Source organism: Microbacterium shaanxiense, assembly GCF_054779995.1.
The window spans coordinates 892512-909612 of the sequence record NZ_BAAGXE010000001.1 but is presented as its reverse complement, the minus strand read 5'-3'; the positions used below and the strand labels follow the sequence as shown (position 1 = coordinate 909612).

Annotated in this window: 18 protein-coding genes; 7 read left to right on the top strand and 11 right to left on the bottom strand. The window is 66.4% G+C overall.

The window, feature by feature from the left end; translation table 11 throughout:
* The first annotated feature begins 22 nt into the window (after positions 1 to 22).
* Positions 23 to 646, top strand: a complete 624-nt coding sequence (locus tag ACYVG2_RS04295) for a TetR/AcrR family transcriptional regulator (protein ID WP_460779829.1) — start codon at positions 23 to 25, stop codon at positions 644 to 646.
* A 402-nt stretch (positions 647 to 1048) separates the two neighbouring features.
* Positions 1049 to 1357, top strand: coding sequence for a hypothetical protein (locus tag ACYVG2_RS04290; RefSeq protein WP_460779828.1), 309 nt, complete (start codon positions 1049 to 1051; stop codon positions 1355 to 1357).
* 35 nt (positions 1358 to 1392) lie between these two features.
* Here the strand turns inward: ACYVG2_RS04290 and ACYVG2_RS04285 are convergent, their stop codons facing one another.
* Genes ACYVG2_RS04285 through ACYVG2_RS04275 form a run of 3 tightly spaced genes read right to left on the bottom strand, consistent with a single transcriptional unit; the run spans position 1393 to position 4606 of the window.
* Positions 1393 to 3750 (bottom strand): ATP-binding cassette domain-containing protein, encoded by a 2358-nt coding sequence (locus ACYVG2_RS04285; RefSeq protein WP_460779827.1) that lies wholly within the window; start codon positions 3748 to 3750, stop codon positions 1393 to 1395.
* Positions 3751 to 3791: 41 nt separating this feature from the next.
* Positions 3792 to 4202 (bottom strand): VOC family protein, encoded by a 411-nt coding sequence (locus ACYVG2_RS04280; RefSeq protein WP_448965516.1) that lies wholly within the window; start codon positions 4200 to 4202, stop codon positions 3792 to 3794.
* The gene (locus ACYVG2_RS04275; protein ID WP_448966146.1) at positions 4199 to 4606 is read right to left on the bottom strand and encodes a helix-turn-helix transcriptional regulator; all 408 of its coding nucleotides are present in this window, start codon (positions 4604 to 4606) and stop codon (positions 4199 to 4201) included. The genes ACYVG2_RS04280 and ACYVG2_RS04275 overlap by 4 nt, the downstream gene beginning before the upstream one ends.
* Positions 4607 to 4748: 142 nt before the next feature.
* On the opposite strand from ACYVG2_RS04275, the gene ACYVG2_RS04270 reads away from it, so the two are divergent.
* Positions 4749 to 5351, top strand: a complete 603-nt coding sequence (locus tag ACYVG2_RS04270) for an HdeD family acid-resistance protein (protein ID WP_448965515.1) — start codon at positions 4749 to 4751, stop codon at positions 5349 to 5351.
* 65 nt (positions 5352 to 5416) lie between these two features.
* Here ACYVG2_RS04270 and ACYVG2_RS04265 read toward each other — a convergent pair whose 3' ends face one another.
* Entirely contained in the window at positions 5417 to 6181 is a 765-nt protein-coding gene (locus tag ACYVG2_RS04265) for an SDR family oxidoreductase (protein WP_460779825.1), read from the bottom strand.
* Between the two features lie 122 nt (positions 6182 to 6303).
* On the opposite strand from ACYVG2_RS04265, the gene ACYVG2_RS04260 reads away from it, so the two are divergent.
* The 4 genes from ACYVG2_RS04260 (at position 6304) to ACYVG2_RS04245 (ending at position 8991) form a co-directional block, all read left to right on the top strand.
* Positions 6304 to 6777 (top strand): NfeD family protein, encoded by a 474-nt coding sequence (locus ACYVG2_RS04260; protein WP_460779824.1) that lies wholly within the window; start codon positions 6304 to 6306, stop codon positions 6775 to 6777.
* A gap of 8 nt (positions 6778 to 6785) precedes the next feature.
* Entirely contained in the window at positions 6786 to 7718 is a 933-nt protein-coding gene (locus ACYVG2_RS04255) for an SPFH domain-containing protein (RefSeq protein ID WP_448965512.1), read from the top strand.
* Positions 7715 to 8494 carry a glycerophosphodiester phosphodiesterase family protein gene (locus ACYVG2_RS04250; RefSeq protein WP_460779823.1) on the top strand — a complete coding sequence of 260 codons (780 nt, stop codon included), beginning with the start codon at positions 7715 to 7717 and terminating at the stop codon, positions 8492 to 8494. Before ACYVG2_RS04255 ends, ACYVG2_RS04250 begins: the two co-directional genes overlap by 4 nt.
* 113 nt (positions 8495 to 8607) lie before the next feature.
* Entirely contained in the window at positions 8608 to 8991 is a 384-nt protein-coding gene (locus ACYVG2_RS04245; RefSeq protein WP_259061815.1) for an RNA polymerase-binding protein RbpA, read from the top strand.
* On the opposite strand, the gene lnt is transcribed toward ACYVG2_RS04245, so the two are convergent.
* From lnt to ACYVG2_RS04210, 7 genes are all read right to left on the bottom strand, one after another.
* A complete protein-coding gene (gene lnt, locus ACYVG2_RS04240) occupies positions 8988 to 10541 on the bottom strand; it encodes an apolipoprotein N-acyltransferase (protein ID WP_460779822.1) in 1554 nt (517 codons plus the stop codon). The genes ACYVG2_RS04245 and lnt overlap by 4 nt on opposite strands.
* 11 nt (positions 10542 to 10552) lie before the next feature.
* Positions 10553 to 13027 (bottom strand): DEAD/DEAH box helicase, encoded by a 2475-nt coding sequence (locus tag ACYVG2_RS04235; protein WP_460779821.1) that lies wholly within the window; start codon positions 13025 to 13027, stop codon positions 10553 to 10555.
* The gene (gene tatC / locus ACYVG2_RS04230; RefSeq protein ID WP_448966145.1) at positions 13024 to 13785 is read right to left on the bottom strand and encodes a twin-arginine translocase subunit TatC; all 762 of its coding nucleotides are present in this window, start codon (positions 13783 to 13785) and stop codon (positions 13024 to 13026) included. Before tatC ends, ACYVG2_RS04235 begins: the two co-directional genes overlap by 4 nt.
* Positions 13786 to 13847: 62 nt before the next feature.
* Positions 13848 to 14099: a Sec-independent protein translocase subunit TatA gene (tatA, locus tag ACYVG2_RS04225; protein ID WP_460779934.1), complete on the bottom strand. Its 252-nt coding sequence runs from the start codon at positions 14097 to 14099 to the stop codon at positions 13848 to 13850.
* 48 nt (positions 14100 to 14147) lie between these two features.
* Positions 14148 to 15119: a helix-turn-helix transcriptional regulator gene (locus ACYVG2_RS04220; RefSeq protein WP_460779820.1), complete on the bottom strand. Its 972-nt coding sequence runs from the start codon at positions 15117 to 15119 to the stop codon at positions 14148 to 14150.
* Positions 15119 to 16117, bottom strand: a complete 999-nt coding sequence (locus ACYVG2_RS04215) for a helix-turn-helix transcriptional regulator (RefSeq protein ID WP_460779819.1) — start codon at positions 16115 to 16117, stop codon at positions 15119 to 15121. The genes ACYVG2_RS04220 and ACYVG2_RS04215 overlap by 1 nt, the downstream gene beginning before the upstream one ends.
* Entirely contained in the window at positions 16117 to 17091 is a 975-nt protein-coding gene (locus tag ACYVG2_RS04210; protein ID WP_448965506.1) for an FKBP-type peptidyl-prolyl cis-trans isomerase, read from the bottom strand. Before ACYVG2_RS04210 ends, ACYVG2_RS04215 begins: the two co-directional genes overlap by 1 nt.
* Positions 17092 to 17101 lie beyond the last annotated feature (10 nt).

Genomic DNA, 17101 nt, shown 5'->3' with positions numbered 1-17101 from the left:
GTCAAGTACTAAACTGATCGGCATGTCAACAGCGCTTCGAGCAGCAGGACGACCGGCAGGCATGACGGGGGAGGAGCTGCTCGGCGTCGCACGGGCGGTGTTCCTCGAGCACGGCTATGCAGGCGCGTCCATGGACGAGGTCGCGAGACGCGCGAAGATCTCGAAGGCATCGCTGTACCGTGAGCACCCGTCGAAGCAGGAACTGTACGCCGCAGTCGTGAGCCAATGGGCGGCCGCGGGGAGGGGCTCGATGCGGCCCGCACTGGAACGCCTCGTCTCAGCGAGGGACATCCGCGCAGGGCTCATCGAACTCGCCGAGACGATGCGCGCAGGCATTCTGAGCCCACCGGTGCTGCGCATGCGCAGATTGGTCACGGGCGAAGCGCTCACGCAGCCGCAGGTCGCGGCCATGTACCTCGAGGAGAGCTGGCAGACGAACATCCGGAATCTCGCCGAGGCCCTTCAGGACGTTTCGGCGCACGGGCGCCTGCGAATCCTGGACGCTCATGCCGCAGCAGAGCAGTTCACCTGGCTGGTCATCGGTGCGCCGCTGAACGCGAAGCTGCTCACAGATGAAGACACACCCGTGAGCGCGCCGGTGGACGGTGCGGTCGATCTGTTCCTCGCCGGCTACGCCGCCGAGTGAGGACTGGCGGTGCCGACCTCCACGAGCGCCACGCGCACGATGACCGCCACACGGGAGAGGGCTCTCGCCGTTCGATCTGACATAATGCACATTATCGGCATATATCGAGAGTGGTGCACCACCGCGGGAAGAACAGCCGTTGCACTGTTCCAGCACTCGCGGCTGGCGCAGCCGGAACCGCCGCGCTGCACGTGCCCACAGGAACGCCCACACATCTGAGCGACGACAGATGTCGTCAGCCGCACGCCTCGTAGAGTCGCGCTCACATCCGAGACCGCGCTGCCGCACTGGTTCTTAGCCGCCCAACATTCACTCCTCGCGTTCGGGTGGACCCAACCTCGAGAACCGACCTTCGAAACTGACATAATATGAACCGCTCGCTGAGGACCCTATGCTGAACCAATGCCTGAGAACTCTTCCGCATTGTTGCTGTGCTGCCTTCTCTGGGCCCGCCCTGGACGAGCGGCTGAGATGGCGCGCTTTGAGGATGCTGTGATCGCGTTGCTCATGGATCACGGAGCCGAGATCGTGCAGCGCGTGGCAAGCGACGGTGCTGACGGGCAGCCTGACGAAGTTCAGTTGTATCGTTTTCCCGACCAGCGTGCGTTCGACGACTTCCTCGCAGACCCGCGGCGACAGGAACTCGCTTCCGAGCGTGAGCGTGTGATCGAGCGAACCGAACTCTTCCCGGTGCACTCGATCACGCACTGAGCGATCAGCGAAGTCGGCCCGACGACATTCTCTGACTAGACGCCGACGTACTGAGCGAGGTGCTCACCCGTCACCGTCGACTTCGACGAGACCAGCTCCGCGGGCACTCCCTCGAACACCACGCGGCCGCCGTCGTGCCCGGCGCCAGGACCGATGTCGATGATCCAGTCGGCATGGGCCATGACGGCCTGATGGTGCTCGATCACGATGACCGTCTTGCCGGCATCCACGAGGCGGTCGAGCAGGCCGAGGATCTTGTCGACGTCAGCGAGATGCAGACCGGTCGTCGGCTCATCGAGCACATAGACATCGCCCTTCTCCCCCATCTGGATCGCCAGTTTCACACGCTGACGCTCGCCACCTGACAACGTCGACAACGGCTGCCCGAGCGACAGATACCCGAGACCGACATCCTCGAGCCTTCCCAGGACCGCGACCACCGCAGGAATCTTCGCTTCGCCATCCGAGAAGAACTGCCGCGCCTCGGACACCGGCAGATCCAGGACTTCGGTGATGTCCTTACCCGCGAGCTTGTAGTCCAGGACGGTGGCCTGGAAGCGCTTGCCTCCGCAGTCCTCGCACGGAGTCTCGATCGTGTCCATGAAGCCGAGCTGGGTGACGATCACTCCGGCGCCCTTGCATGACGGGCAGGCGCCTTCGGAGTTCGCGCTGAACAGCGCGGGCTTCACCCCGTTCGCCTTCGCGAAGGCCTTTCTGATCGGTTCGAGCATGCCGGTGTACGTGGCCGGATTGCTGCGACGCGAGCCTTTGATCGCGCTCTGATCGATCGCCACGACACCCTCGCGGCCTGTGACGGAGCCATGGATCAACGAGCTCTTGCCGGAACCCGCGACACCTGTGACCACGGTCAGAACTCCGGTCGGGATGTCGACGTCGACGTCCTGCAGGTTGTTCTCGTTCGCCCCGCGTACTTCGATCGCACCGCTCTTCTCGCGAACTGCAGACTTCAGCGACGCACGATCGTCGAGATGTGCTCCGGTGAGCGTGCCGCTCGCACGCAACCGCTCGAGAGTGCCCTCGAAGCAGATCTCGCCACCGGCCGAACCGGCACCAGGCCCGAGATCGACGACGTGGTCGGCGATGGCGATGGTCTCGGGCTTGTGCTCGACCACGAGAACCGTGTTGCCCTTGTCCCGCAACTGCAGCAGTAGAGAGTTCATACGCTGGATGTCGTGCGGATGCAGCCCGACGGTGGGCTCGTCGAAGACGTACGTGACGTCGGTGAGGGAGGAACCGAGATGCCGCAGCATCTTGATGCGCTGCGCCTCTCCCCCGGACAGGGTGCCAGAGGGACGATCCAGGCTCAGATACCCGAGCCCGAGCGTGACGAAGGCGTCCAGGTTCGCACGGAGCGCGGTCAGCAACGGCCCGGCCTCCGGGATGTCCAGACCACCGACCCACGCCGCGAGATCGGTCACCTGCATCCGGCACGCATCCGCGATGCTCACACCGGCGATCTTCGAGGACCGCGCCCCCTCGGTGAGGCGCGTGCCCTCGCACTCCGGACAGGTCGCGAACGTCGCCACCCGCTCGACGAAGGCACGGATGTGCGGCTGCAATGCATCGAGATCCTTCGACAGCATCGATTTGGTGATCTTCGGGATGAGCCCTTCATAGGTCATATTGATGCCCGAGATCTTCACCTTCGTGACCTCTCCGTAGAGGAAGAGGTGCCGCTGCTTGTCGGTGAAGTCCGCGACCGGCTTGTCCGCGGGGTAGAAGCCTGACTGCGAGAAGCCCTTCACCATCCAGCCGTCGGCGGTGTAGCCCGGCACCATGATCGCGCCCTCGTCCAGCGACTTGGACTCGTCCACGATTTGCGCGAGATCCAGGTCGGAGACCGCTCCCCTGCCCTCGCATCTCGGGCACATGCCGCCGAGATAGATGGCATCCTTGACGATCTTCTTCTCGCCACCTGGACCGGTCATCACTCCACTGGCCTTCTGCGTGGGGATGTTGAACGAGAACGCGGTCGGTCCGCCGATGTACGGCTGCCCGAGTTTGCTGAACAGGATGCGCAGCATCGCGTTCGCGTCGGTGACCGTGCCCACCGTGGACCGCGGGTTCGCTCCGAGCCGCTCCTGATCGACGATGATCGACGTCGTGAGGCCCTCGAGCACATCGACGTCGGGACGCGGGACCGACGGCATGAACCCCTGCACGAAGGCGCTGTAGGTCTCGTCGATCATGCGACGGGACTCCGCCGCGATCGTGTCGAACACCAATGAACTCTTCCCCGAGCCGGACACGCCGGTGAAGACGGTGAGCCGCCGTTTCGGGATGTCGACGCTGACTTCCTTGAGGTTGTTCTCCCGTGCTCCCTGCACGCGGATCAGGTCATGGGAATCGGCGGTGTGCGAAACGTCGGCCATCGTCATCCTTCGGCGGGGTGTCAGTGCTGGTGGCGGGGTGTTCAGGCGGTCTGGTTGATGCGGAGCAGGTTACCGGCGGGATCGCGCACAGCACAGTCCCTCTCGCCGTAGGGCTGATCCATCGGCTCCTGCACGATGTCCGCGCCGCGCGCGACGAGTCGGTCGAAGAGCCCGTCGAGGTCGTCGCTCGCGAGCGTGAGCGCACCGTAGCTGCCCTTCGCGATGAGCTCGAGGATCGTGCGACGCTCGTCATCGCTGATCCCCGGGTCCGTGGCCGGCGGATGCAGGACTACCGAGGTCTGCGGCTGACCGACAGGGCCGACCGTCAGCCAGCGCATGCCGTCGTATCCGACGTCCTTGCGCAACTCGAAACCGAGCACGTCGCGGTAGAAGCCGAGCGCGGCTTCCGCATCCGTGTGGGGCAGGAACGCGTAGTGGATGGTGATGTTCATGATGCCCAGATTAGGTTGGCGCCGGTGCGGGGCGCTTCTTGATTCCTGATCGGTCTGGTGACGTGCTTGATCTGGAAGTTCGGGATGCCGGAGATGTCGGCCGCCCGCTCCCTGTACACGCTCGGCGGCACACCGACCAGCTCGGTGAAACGCGTGCTGAAGGTGCCCAGCGAAGACGAACCGACTTCGAAGCAGACCTCGGTCACGCTGAGATCGCCGCGGCGCAGGAGCGCCATCGCCCGTTCGACCCTCCGTGTCATCAGATACGAGTACGGCGATTCGCCGTATGCCGTCTTGAACTGCCGGCTCAGATGCCCTGCTGACATGTGCACGCCACGCGCCAACGCCTCGACATCGAGCGGTTTCGCGTACTCACGATCGATGCGGTCGCGGACGTGACGCATGACCACCAGTTCGCGCAGGCGCTCGTGATCGATGGCATGTGTCGGCACATTCCGATACTCCCACGGACCAGGGACATTTCGACCGCCCTGCACGCTACGCTGATCGAATCCTCACAGGAGCTTCCCAGAAAGGCACTCCCCCATGTCTGAAACGTTCGCCGAAGCGAAGTCACTGTTCAAATCGATCCGCATCACGCTCGCGATCTCCGGCGCGATCGCACTCATCGCCGGCATCGTCATCCTCGTATGGCCGCTGAAGACAGCGGTGCTCGTGACCGGCATCATCGCCGCGTACCTGATCCTCGCCGGCATCGTCTACGTCGGGCTCGGAATCTTCTCCGGGAAGAAGGGCGGCTGGGCCAGAGCCGGGCACATCGTGCTGGGCGTGCTCTACATCGCTGCGGGCGTCATCGCGTTCACGAACCTCACCGCTGTGACGGTCACGCTCGCCTACATCACCGTCATCTTCATCGGCATCAGCTGGATCGTCGACGGCATCGTCTCGCTCACGCTGCTCCACAAGGACGGCTCGAGGGCGTGGACCATCATCTACGCGATCCTCAGTATCGTCGCGGGTGTCATCGTGATCTTCTCGCCGTTGCTCGCCGTGGTCGCCCTCTGGTGGATCCTCGGGATCACGCTCGTCGTGCTCGGAGTCATCCAGATCGTCCGCGCGATCACGCTCGGACGGGACGAGAAGGCCGCTGCCGCCGCATACACCGAGAGCACTGCGCCCGTCGAGTGAGTTCACGAGAACGTCGAACGGCCGACCCTGCGTACGCGGGGCCGGCCGTTCGACGTTGCGGAGTGCTACTCGGCGGCGAATCCGCTCGTGTCGCCGACCAGGCGGGTGTTGTCCGCCGGGACGGGCTCGACAGCGGCCAGAGCCACCTCGGCGGCGAACTCCGAGACGTTGTAGAGCTTGCCCGCAGACCCGCGGCGCTCGGCGATCGCGCCGGGGTTCGCGCGCTCGAGGAGCGTGGCCGTGATGGTGCCTTCGATCATGTCGCCTGACACGACGGTGAAGCCGATGCCCTTCGCCTCGAGAGCGGGGATCAGTTCGCGGAGCGCGTCCTCGCCGGCGCGCTTCGAGCGCGCGACGGGCTCGTACTCCGGCATCGTCGGGGTGGTGCGGATGAAGTGCGCCTGGTGGCTCGTCACGAAGACGACGCGCGATCCCTCGCCGAGCAGCGGCAGCGCCGCGTTCAGCACGCTCAGCTGCGCATCACGATTCAGCGTGAGCGCGTAGTCCTCGGCCATCCCTGATTCCATGCCCCCTGATGCGTTCAGGACGAGCACGTCGAGTCGGCCGTACTCCGAGCGCACCTGCTCGAACATGTCGGCGACGGATGCCGGATCCGTGAGATCGGCGCCGACGACGAGCGCACGACCGCCGAGTTCGCGCAGCTGCGCGGCGAGCTTCTCGGCCCGCGGCGCCTTGTTGCGGAAGTTGATGACGACGTCCGCACCCGCCTCGGCGAAGTATCGGACGGTGTCGGCACCGATGCCCCGCGACGAGCCGGTGACGAGGGCGACCTTTCCGGCGAGAGAACCTGCGGGCAGAACGTCGGTCACGGTGACTCCTAGCGATGCGGGGAACGCCGCGAACAGCGCGGCACATTCACCCTATCAATCCGCTCTCTCCCGCCCGGATCGCTCCCCTCCACCGTGGTAGGTTGACGACAGGAGGAGGGCACATGGACGACGTATCCGTCTTCATCGAACTGGTCACGGAATGGGCGTGGATCGGCTGGCTGGTGCTGATCGCCGTGTTCCTCGTGATCGAGATGCTGACTCTCGACTTCACATTCCTTATGCTCGCCCTCGGCAGCGGGATCGGACTCCTCACCGGCGTGTTCGGGCTGCCGGTGTGGGCGCAGCTGATCGTCGCCGCGGCCGCGGCCGCGCTGTTCATCCTCGTCATCCGTCCTCCGCTGCTCAAGCGGCTGCACCGTGGTGAGGATCCGACGAAGTCCAACGTCGACGCGCTCATCGGACTGCGCGGCACAGCGCTGGCCGACATCACGCGCGTCTCCGGGCAGGTGAAGGTCAGCAACGGCGACACGTGGACCGCCCGCACGGAGACGGCCGTCCCCATCCCCGAGGGAGCCCCTGTCGCCATCGCCGCGATCAACGGTGCGACCGCCATCGTCCGTCCCGTCAACGACTAGGAGAAATCGTGAACGACTCCTCGTTCATCCCGACCGCGATCGGCTGGATCCTCGCGATAGCCGTCATCATCTTCGTGGTGGTCACCGTCGCGCGCTCGATCCGCATCATCCCCCAGGCCACGGCCGGCGTGGTGGAGCGCCTCGGCAGGTACCACAAGACCCTCATGCCCGGTCTCAACATCCTGGTGCCCTTCATCGACCGCCTGCGCCCGCTCATCGACATGCGCGAACAGGTGGTGTCGTTCCCGCCGCAGCCCGTCATCACCGAGGACAACCTCGTCGTCTCGATCGACACGGTCGTGTACTTCCAGGTCACCGACGCCCGCGCAGCGACGTATGAGATCGCGAACTACCTCGGCGCCGTCGAGCAGCTCACGACCACCACGCTGCGCAACGTCGTCGGTGGGCTCAACCTCGAAGAGGCGCTCACCAGTCGTGACAACATCAACGGGCAGTTGCGCGTCGTGCTCGACGAGGCCACCGGCAAGTGGGGCATCCGCGTCGGACGCGTCGAGCTGAAGGCCATCGACCCGCCCCTGTCGATCCAGGACTCGATGGAGAAGCAGATGCGCGCAGAGCGGGATCGCCGCGCGGCGATCCTGACCGCCGAGGGCACGAAGCAGTCGGCGATCCTCGAGGCGGAGGGTGCGCGTCAGGCTGAGATACTCCGAGCCGAGGGTGACAAGCAGGCCGCCGTCCTGCGTGCGCAGGGTGAGGCCGAGGCGATCCAGAACGTCTTCGCATCCATTCACCAGGGCGCCCCGGACGACAAGCTCCTCGCCTACCAGTACCTGCAGATGCTCCCGAAGATCGCCGACAGCGAGTCCAGTAAGCTCTGGATCATCCCGAGCGAGCTCACCGAGGCGCTCAAGGGCATCGGCAGCGCCTTCACCCCGCGCCCCGGTGCCGGCCAGCCGCCTGCAGGCACCCCCGGCGCGTGACGCACCCGTACTTCCTCAAGGCACGGCATCCCCGAGTCCTCGCCCATCGCGGTCTGCCGACCGTCGCGGGCGGGGACTCCCCGTCGGATGCCGTCTGGGAGAACACGGCGGCGTCCTTCGCCGCCGCACAGGCCGCCGGTGCGGAATACATCGAAACGGATTGCCAGGTCACGGCGGACGGCGACGTGGTGCTGTTCCACGACGAGACGCTGACGCGCCTGCTGTCCGACGATCGCCGCGTCGAGGATGTCCGCACCGGTGAACTCGCAGAACTCCTCGCGCCGCACGGCGGGTTGCTCACCGTCGCCGAGATGCTCGACACGCTCCCGGAGACCCGCTTCAACATCGACGTGAAGACGGATGCCGCGACCGCTCCCCTGGGCCGGATCATCGCCCCGCACGCGCACCGAGTGCTCTTGACGAGCTTCTCCGACGCTCGCCGCCGGCGCGCGGTCGATGCGGTCCTCGCCGCAGGTGCCGAGATGCGCCCCGCGACGTCCGCTGGCCGAGGCACGATGGGGCTGGTGCGCCTGCTCAGCGCTCTGCGCCTTCCCGGCTCGCGCGTGCTGCGCGACATCGACGCGCTCCAGATACCCGAGCGGTACGGGCCGATCCGTGTGCTCACGCCCTCTCTTCTGAGGGCGGCGCACCGCCACGACGTCGAGGTGCACGTGTGGACCGTCAACGATCCGGACGAGATGAGACGTCTCATCGGACAGGGCATCGACGGCATCGTCACGGACCGGGCGGATGTGGCGCTGAAGACGCTGTTCTGAGCCGATTGCACGGCGGACTGGGATTCGGCTGTGAATAGCGCCGGGAATCCGCCTGCGTTGAGCGCGCGCACAGACTGGAGCGCTATACCTGACAGCGACGAGAGGACCACAAAATGGCAGATCGCAGCCTGCGCGGCATCCGACTCGGCGCCCAGAGCCTACAGAGCGAAGAGGGCGTCGTTTTCATGGAACGCCGCGAGACCACGTACAAGTGCGACACGTGTGATCACGTGACCACGCTGATGTTCTCGGCCGACGCCGAGCCGCCCCAGACCTGGGAGTGCCGCTCCTGCGGTGCCGAGGCCGTGCTGCGGGTCGATGGCCAGACCATCACCCCCGACGCCACCGACGAGAAGGTCGCGCGCACCCACTGGGACATGCTGCTCGAGCGCCGTTCACGCGCCGAGCTGGAAGAGCTCCTCGAGGAGCGCCTCGCATTCATCCGTGCCCGCCGTGGCGCCGGTGAGGACCCGACCCGCGAGAAGATCGGCGCCTAACGCCGACGACGGGCGCGCCACCACCCGAACAACAGCGCGCCCAGTCCGCCCCACAGCAGCACCTGCTGCACCCAGGGCCCAAGGACGACACCAGCGGTGAGGCCGGTGCGCAGCTCGACATCCTCGAGCAGCGCACCGGCCTCATCCGCGTCCAGTGCGGCCACCGTCGTTCCATCGGAACGGATGATCTGACTGCGGCCGACGGTCGAGATGTTCACCACGCTGCGTCCGGTCTCGATCGCGCGCATGCGCGCGAACGCGAGTTGTTGCAGGTTCTCGTCGGTCCCGCGGAAGTCCGCGTTGTTCGTCTGGAACACCAGCACCTGAGCACCGCCGTGGATGCCCTCGGTGATCACCTCGTCGTAGATCACGTCGAAGCAGATCGCCAGCCCCACGGGAACGTCGCCGACCTCGACCAGAGGCGCGTTCGTGCCGTGCGTGTACTCGCGTCCGATCAGTCCGATGAGGTCCGGGACGATCGCGTTGTAGAAATCGCGGTCCGGCACGTACTCGCCGAACGGGACGGGGAAGCGCTTGTCGTGCGTCTGGGCGGCTTTCCCCTCCTGAGTCCACAGCATCGTCGTGTTGAAGAACTCGTCGCCGCGACCCGTCGCGGCATTGGCGAGCAGCGGCGCATCCACGCGCGTGGCGATCATCGTCATCCGTCGCGCGAGCGCGGCATCCTGGAACGGGTCGTAGTCGAGGCCGCCTTCCGGCCAGACGAGAAGATCCATCTCCTCGCCGAACAACGGCTCGGTCGCCTCCGTCTGCGCCTGGATGACCGCATAGGGATCGCGGTCGTCGAAATAGCCGGTCGGACCGTTGCCCTGCACAGCACCGATCCGCATGGTGCCCGAGGAGGTCGTCGGGAAGAGCGGCGTCGCGAACAGGACGAGGACGACAGCGGCAGGGACGAGCAAAGCGGGTGGCCTGCGCCACAGCCGCAGCCGGACCGTCTCCACGAGCATCGCCACCGCGAACACGATGAGGAAGCTCAGCCCGCTCACCCCCACCCACGACGACAGCGCCCCCAACGGGCTCTCCGACTGCGTCATACCGATACGCGCCCAGGGAAAGCCCGTGTACGGCCACGAGCCCAGGAGGAGCTCTCGCCCCACCCACAGCGCTCCGATCACCGCAGGAAGGCCCACAAGGCGCCCTAGGGGCCCGGGAAAGGCCCGGGGCATCCATCGGTAGGCGAGCGCGATGGGGACGACCGCAACGGCCGTCAGCGCCGCCTCGAGCGATGCCAGTGCAGCCCATGGGATGACACCGAGATAGCGGGATGTCCACGAGACCAGCAGGAAGAAGAACACGGCGCCGTAGATCAGGCCGACCAGCAGCGCGCCGCCGGCCCTTCGTCCGATCAGCGAGATGAGCAGTAGGCCGACGGCGACGAAAGCCAGGGGCCAGATGCTCGCCTCAGGGTAGGACAGGTTCATGACGAAACCAGCGGCAGCCGCGACCACCGCCGCGAGCCACAGCGGCAGAAGGGGGCGTCGCAGCGCGGGTCGGGCGCGATCGGTACGGTCGACGGCGGGTGAAGGCATCCGTTGCATTCTCACATCGACGAGTACGAGACGATGCCGCGCCGCACCCCGTCGAGCGCCTGACGCGCAGTGCGGGCGACCTCGGCATCCTCCGCGACGATCGACAACTGGTCGAGCAGGTCGATCGTCTGCTTCGCCCAACGCACGAAATCACCGGCGGCCATGTCCGCGTCGACCAGCACCCGATCCAGCAGCGCCCCGCGTGCCCAGGCGTGCATCGCACCGGCGAGGCCGGCGGCGAGCGGCTCGGAGCCGGGCAGGTGATGGTCCTGCTCGAGGTCGTCGAGCTCCGACCACAGCGCGGTCGTCTTCTCGTATGCGCTGCGGAACGCGCCGCGCGGCAGTCCGCGCTCACCGGAATTCGCCTCGTCTCGACGAGGCTCGTAGACCAGGCAGCATGCCATCGCGGCCAGCGAAGGCGCATCGAGGCCCTTCCACAATCCCTGGCGCAGCGACTCGGCCACCAGCAGATCGCGCTCACCGTAGATGCGCCTCATTGTGCGCCCCGCCTCGGTGAGGGCGGTGTCATCTCCCGTGCCGGTGACGTAATCCAGCGTCGCGAGCACCTCGACCACCCGGTCGAAGACCCGCGCGACCGTACCGGTGCGCGTCTCGATCTGCGCACGCGTGCGGTCGGTCTGCCGCTTGAGTTTCCAATAGCGCTCCGCCCAGCGGGCATGCGCCTCGCGGTCGGGGCATCCGTGGCAGCCGTGGCGCTGCATCTTCGTCCGCAGGGAGTGGATGCGCTTCATCCGCTTGTCCCGCGCGGTGCGCGGTGCGTGAGAGTCCTGGCGGTTCTTCTTCTCCAGGTCGCTGAGCTCACGTCGGATCCCGGCGTACTCGAGGAAATCGCCGTGCTCGCACGTCATCGCCGTGACGTAACCCGCGAGCGACTCCTCGGCCTCGCGCACCTGCCTGGCGAGGCCCACCACGGCGCGATCGGCCTGGAACTGCGCGAAGGACGACTCGAGGATCTGGCGGGCACGAGGACGACCGAACATGTCGATCAGGTTGACCGCCATGTTGTACGTGGGGCGGAAACTGGAGTTCAGCGGGTAGGTGCGCCTGGACGCGAGAGCGGCGACCGCCTGAGGATCCATGCCCTCTGTCCACTGCACGACGGCGTGCCCTTCGACGTCGATGCCCCGTCGGCCGGCACGGCCGGTCAGCTGGGTGTATTCCCCCGACGTGATCGCGACTCGGGCCTCGCCGTTGAACTTCTCCATCTTCTCCAGGACCACGGTCCTGGCGGGCATGTTGATGCCGAGCGCGAGAGTCTCGGTCGCGAAGACGACTTTGACGAGCTTGCGGCGGTAGAGCTCCTCGACGACCTCTTTGAACGCGGGCAGGAGCCCGGCATGGTGCGAGGCGATCCCCCGCTCGAGGTTCTCGACCCACTCGAAGTACCCGAGCACACCGAGGTCTTCGTCCTGCAGCGACCGGGTGCTCTCCTCCACGAGTTCGCGTATCTCCGCGCGCTCCTCTGCTGACGTCAGGCGCAGGCCAGAGCGACGCACCTGCTGAACCGCCGCGTCGCAGCCGACCCTGCTGAAGATGAAGAAGATCGCAGGCAGCAGGTTCGTGCGCTCCAGGAGCCGGATGACTTCGGGTCGGTCCATCCGTTCGATGCGCTGCGCGTTCGCGGCCCGCACCGGACGACGTCCGCCGCGTTGCGGGCGCGGACTCTGACGCCCTGCGTGCTTGCCGCTGACGTACGACTGGGCCTGCTTGTTGCTGTCGTAGCGCGACCCGGTGAAGGAGCGGATGCGCATCAGCTCCTGATTCACGGTCGCTGTGGCGATCCCGGCACGATCATCGAACAGGGGCAGCAGGTCGTCTCGCACCAACACATGCTGTTCGAGCGGCACGGGACGGGTCTCCGAGACGATCACCTCGGTGTCGCCGCGCACGGTGTCGAGCCAGTCCCCGAACTCCTCGGCGTTCGACACCGTCGCGCTGAGCGACACCAACCGCACCTGCGCCGGCAGGTGGATGATGACCTCTTCCCAGACGGCCCCGCGGAAGCGGTCGGCCAGGTAGTGCACCTCGTCCATGATCACGTACCGCAGATCGGCCAGTGCTGCCGAATCGGCGTAGATCATGTTCCGCAGCACCTCGGTCGTCATCACGACGATCCTGGCGTTGCCGTTGATGTTCGTGTCGCCCGTGAGCAGGCCCACCTGGTCGGCGCCGTACACGTCGACGAGCTCGCGGAACTTCTGATTCGACAGCGCCTTCATCGGCGTGGTGTAGAACGCCTTGTCCTTCGGCGTCTGCATCGCCAGGTGGATGGCGAACTCGCCGACGATCGTCTTGCCCGCGCCGGTGGGCGCCGCCACGAGGACGCTGTTGCCGCGCTCGAGCGCGTGACAGCCCTCGACCTGGAACTCGTCCAGATCGAAGCTCTGACGAGCGGCGAACGCAGCGGTCTCGGGGTGGGATGCTGCGTCCCTGGCAGCGGCGTATCGCTCTGCGGGAGAGGTCATACCTCGACGTCCGGGAGCAGGCCCTCTGACTTCGCTCGCTTGGTCTTGCGACGATCGAAGAGCATGGACAGACCTGCAGCGGCGAAGAACAGCACGACGAGGATCCCGGCGAGCATCAGCATGCTGACCACGTCAGCTGCCGGCGTCGCGAGAGCGGCGAACACGGTCGCGATGAGGATCGCCACTCGCCATCCCTTGAGGATCGCGCGTCCCGACATCACCCCGGCGACATTCAGCGCGACGAGGAAGACAGGGAGCACGAACGAGACACCGACCACGAGCATCAGCTTGAGGCTGAAGTCGTAGAACTGCTTGGCCTCGAAGAGGTTGTTGGCGCCTTCCGGGGTGAAGGTCGCCATCAGCTCGATCACATGAGGGACGACGAGCGCGCCGACGTAGCATCCGATGAAGAACAGCGGAACCGCGGACGCGACGAACCCGACCGTGTACTTGATCTCCTTGCGGGTGAGACCGGGCATGATGAACGCCCAGATCTGCCACAACCACACCGGTGCCGCCAGGAAGATCCCCAGGGAGAACGCGATACGCATCCGGAGATCGAACGGTGACGTCACGGAGGAGAACGTCAGCCCGACCAGGTCGTCGCCGCGCGCCTCCGCGATCTTCTGCACCGGTTCTGTGATGAACGCGATCACAGGGTCGGAGAGGAAGAAGCCAAGGATCATGGCGACCACGAGTGCCGCCGCAGAGATCATCAGCCGTCGGCGCAACTCCACGAGGTGGCCGCCGAGCGACATTCGGCGTTCATTGCGTGGCTTGTCACTCGCGGCCGACTGCTTGTCGATCGCGGTCACAGTCGTCAGGTGGTGGTGCCGCTGTCAGACCTGGGCGAAACGGTGCCCTGGTCCGATGCCGTCGACGTGTTGGTGGCGTCGGCAGGTGCCTGATCGGCCTTGCCGTCGTCGTCCTTCATCGCCTTCATCTCGCCCTTGAACAGTCGCGCGGACTGTCCCATGCTCTTCGCAAGTGCCGGGAGCTTCGCTGCTCCGAACAACAATAGGATGACGAGCACGAGTACGAGCAGATGCCAACCGGTCAATCCAGCCATGATTCCCTCCAGGGATCGAAGTCTTCGTGCAGTCTACCTGCGGATCGGGTGTTATGGGTGACGGTAGAGAGCGAGTCCGTCTGCGGCCCACTCGCGCGTGGCCGTGCGGGCGGCCTCGGGCTGGAGCACCTCCAGGTGTCCGCCGAAGCGACCGGCGACCCGTTTGATGCTCCGAGGATCGGCGATGGGCACCTGCGCCGTGACGAAACCGCGCTGCAGCTCTGAGTTCTCCGCGCGCACGTAGTCCCCGAGGAGGGGCACCAGTCGCTCGGGAAGCCTGATCGTCACCTCATCGTCATCGCTGATCGTCCCGAAGGCGTCAGGCAGCAGCTCGTCGGCGTGCGTGATGGGGATGTCGGTCAGTTCGGGCTCGCTGACGCGATCGAGGTGGAAGGTGCGCATCGCCTCGCGCAGGTGGCACCAGCCCTGCAGGTACCACTGCCCGCCGGTGATCAGCACCTGCACGGGGTCGACGGTGCGGGTCGTGGCTGGAGCATCCGGTGCCTGATAGCGGAACGACACCGCGACGCCACGGCTCAACGCGTTCGACACCGCGTCGCGCACCTCATCGACGGCATCAGGCGCGATGACGACCTCGGCTGGAGCGTTCGCCGACGCTCGGGAGAGCTTCGCCAGGAGCCCCGCCACGAGACCCGAGTTCGACACGGCCGGCACCGCCGCGACGACCTGCAGGCCGGCGAGCAGCGCAGCGGCTTCGCGCGCAGTGAACCGCGGCACCCGGCGGAGTCCGACGTCGTTGGTGATCTCGATGACGCCTTCCTCATCGAGGAGGTCCCAGTTGATGTCGAACATCTCGTGGGGCTGCTGCCAGTAGCCGGCGTCGCCGGGGAGCCCAATGACCGTGAGCTTCTCGACCATCGCGCGCATCTCGTCGACGGTCACGCCGAACTCGCCTGCTGCTTCGTCGAGCGAGACCTGGCCACGCTCGAGCAGGTACGGCACGAGCGTGAGGTAGGCGCGCACGCGATCCGACGCGAGCACCGGCTTCGATTTCGCGGCCATCAGCGTCCCCCCTCGTCGTGAACAGCATCGTGCGCGGCGATCGTCGCTTCGAGTCTGGCGATCACGGCGTCGCGCAGCACGGCAGGCTCGACCACGCGCACCTCCGGGCCGTACGAGGCGAGTTCATCGGCGAAGATGTGCACATCGACGAACGGCACACTGAAACCCTGCACCTGCGGGGTCGCGCGTCTGCCGAGCCGCAGGGCCGCCTCGGTACCCGGAGTGATCTCGAGCAGCGCGGAGTTGCGGGAGGCGACCGCTTCGAGACCGGCCAGCGCGCGCTCCCCCGCACCTTCTCTGAGTCCCGCGTCGAAACTCTGCCTGGTCAAGGTGACATCCCCGACGATGCGGCTGAGCAGGAACGTGCGTTCGTCGTCCGCATCGAGATCGATCCCGTACACATGCCAGCGCGCCTCGTAGTCGAGCAGGGCCAGCGGCTCGACCCGCCGTCGACGCGGCGACTGCTCACCCGGCTTGAGGTAGTCGAAGCTGACGACGCGGCAGTCCTCGATCGCACTCTGCAGCGGTGCGAAACTGGCATCGCGCACGGTGATGCGCGGCGCGAAACCGATGATCGGCTCGTCGCCGTCGATTCCGAGGGCCCTGATCTTGCGCACACCTGCCTGGGCGTCGGCGGATGAGGACTCCGCGCTCCAGACGCTGCCTGCCAGGGTCAGCACGGCGAGTTCTGCCGCGCTGAACTCGATGTCCTCCGGCAGGTCGTACTCCGCCTTCGGGATCCGGTACCTGGCCTCGCGGAGGTCATTGGGATCACCAGGGTCGCCGATCGTCTCGATCGGGACGCCGAGCGAGCGCAACTCGTCCTTGTCGCGCTCGAACATCTTCTCCAGCGCGTCAGCGCGCGTGCCGGCATCGGCACGCTGCCGGTATCCGGAGATGTTGTCGAGGATCTGCTGTTTCGTGAGCCCGATCTCCGTGGCCATCAACGCCACGACGAGGTTCGTCTGGCGCTCTTCGGGCGGGATCCGGGCGGCCATCACTGCGCGGGCGCCGCGGGCGGATCGATGCCGAGGATGTCGACGACGAAGACGAGCGTGGAGTTCGGCGGTACCGCCCCGCCGCCCGCTTCCCCGTAGCCGAGCTCCGGCGGGATCACGATGAGCACCTGCGATCCGACCGTCTGCCCCGCGAGTCCCTGCGTCATACCGGGGATCAGCGCGGCGAGGTCGAATGCCGTCGCGCCGCGATCCCACGACGAATCGAAGACGGTCTTGTCCGCCCACGTCACTCCGGTGTAGTTGACGAGCACGGTGTCGTCCTCTGCGACCTTCTCGCCGTCGCCCTTGATGAGGGTCTGCGTCACGAGCTCGGTCGGCGCCGCGCTGTCCGGCACGATGATCCCAGGACGTCCGTCGGCCGCACGCACCACGGTGGGCATCCCCGCTGCGTCGTTGTACTGCGGAGCCCCTTCGGCCTTCGAGGGGAAGACCTTCACGACGTCGAAGACCGCGACGACGGACTCGTCCTCGCCGAGCTGGAAGCTGGCCAGGTTCTGCGCCCCGAAGTCCTCGGCGGAGATCACCGAGAGCACTCGGGTGCCCTCCGTGGCGCATTCCAGCGCCTCGCCGAATGCGGGAACCCTCTGCGCCCAGTAGTCGATGCTCACGAGCTGCGCCTGATCCTCGTCGAACGCGGTTCCTGCGACGGCTTCGCCTGTCTCGCCGGAATAGAGGGCGAACTCGAGCACCACGCTCTGCGTCGGCGAAGTGAGCGCCGGTCCGTCGCCGACGACGACGTCGCTGAACGAGGTCTTCTCCGCTCCGACCGGCGTGAACAGCTCGACCTCGGGCTTCTCGCCCACTTCGCCCGTGATCGTCGCGATGTCGTCGATACCGCTCGTCGACGCTGCGCGATCGCACGCGGCGCCGCCGGAAGCGGGCGCCGTGGCGCACCCGGTCAGGGCGACGAGGGCGAGACTGAGTGTGGCCAGAGCGGCAGACGTTTTACGCACGCTCTCCAGT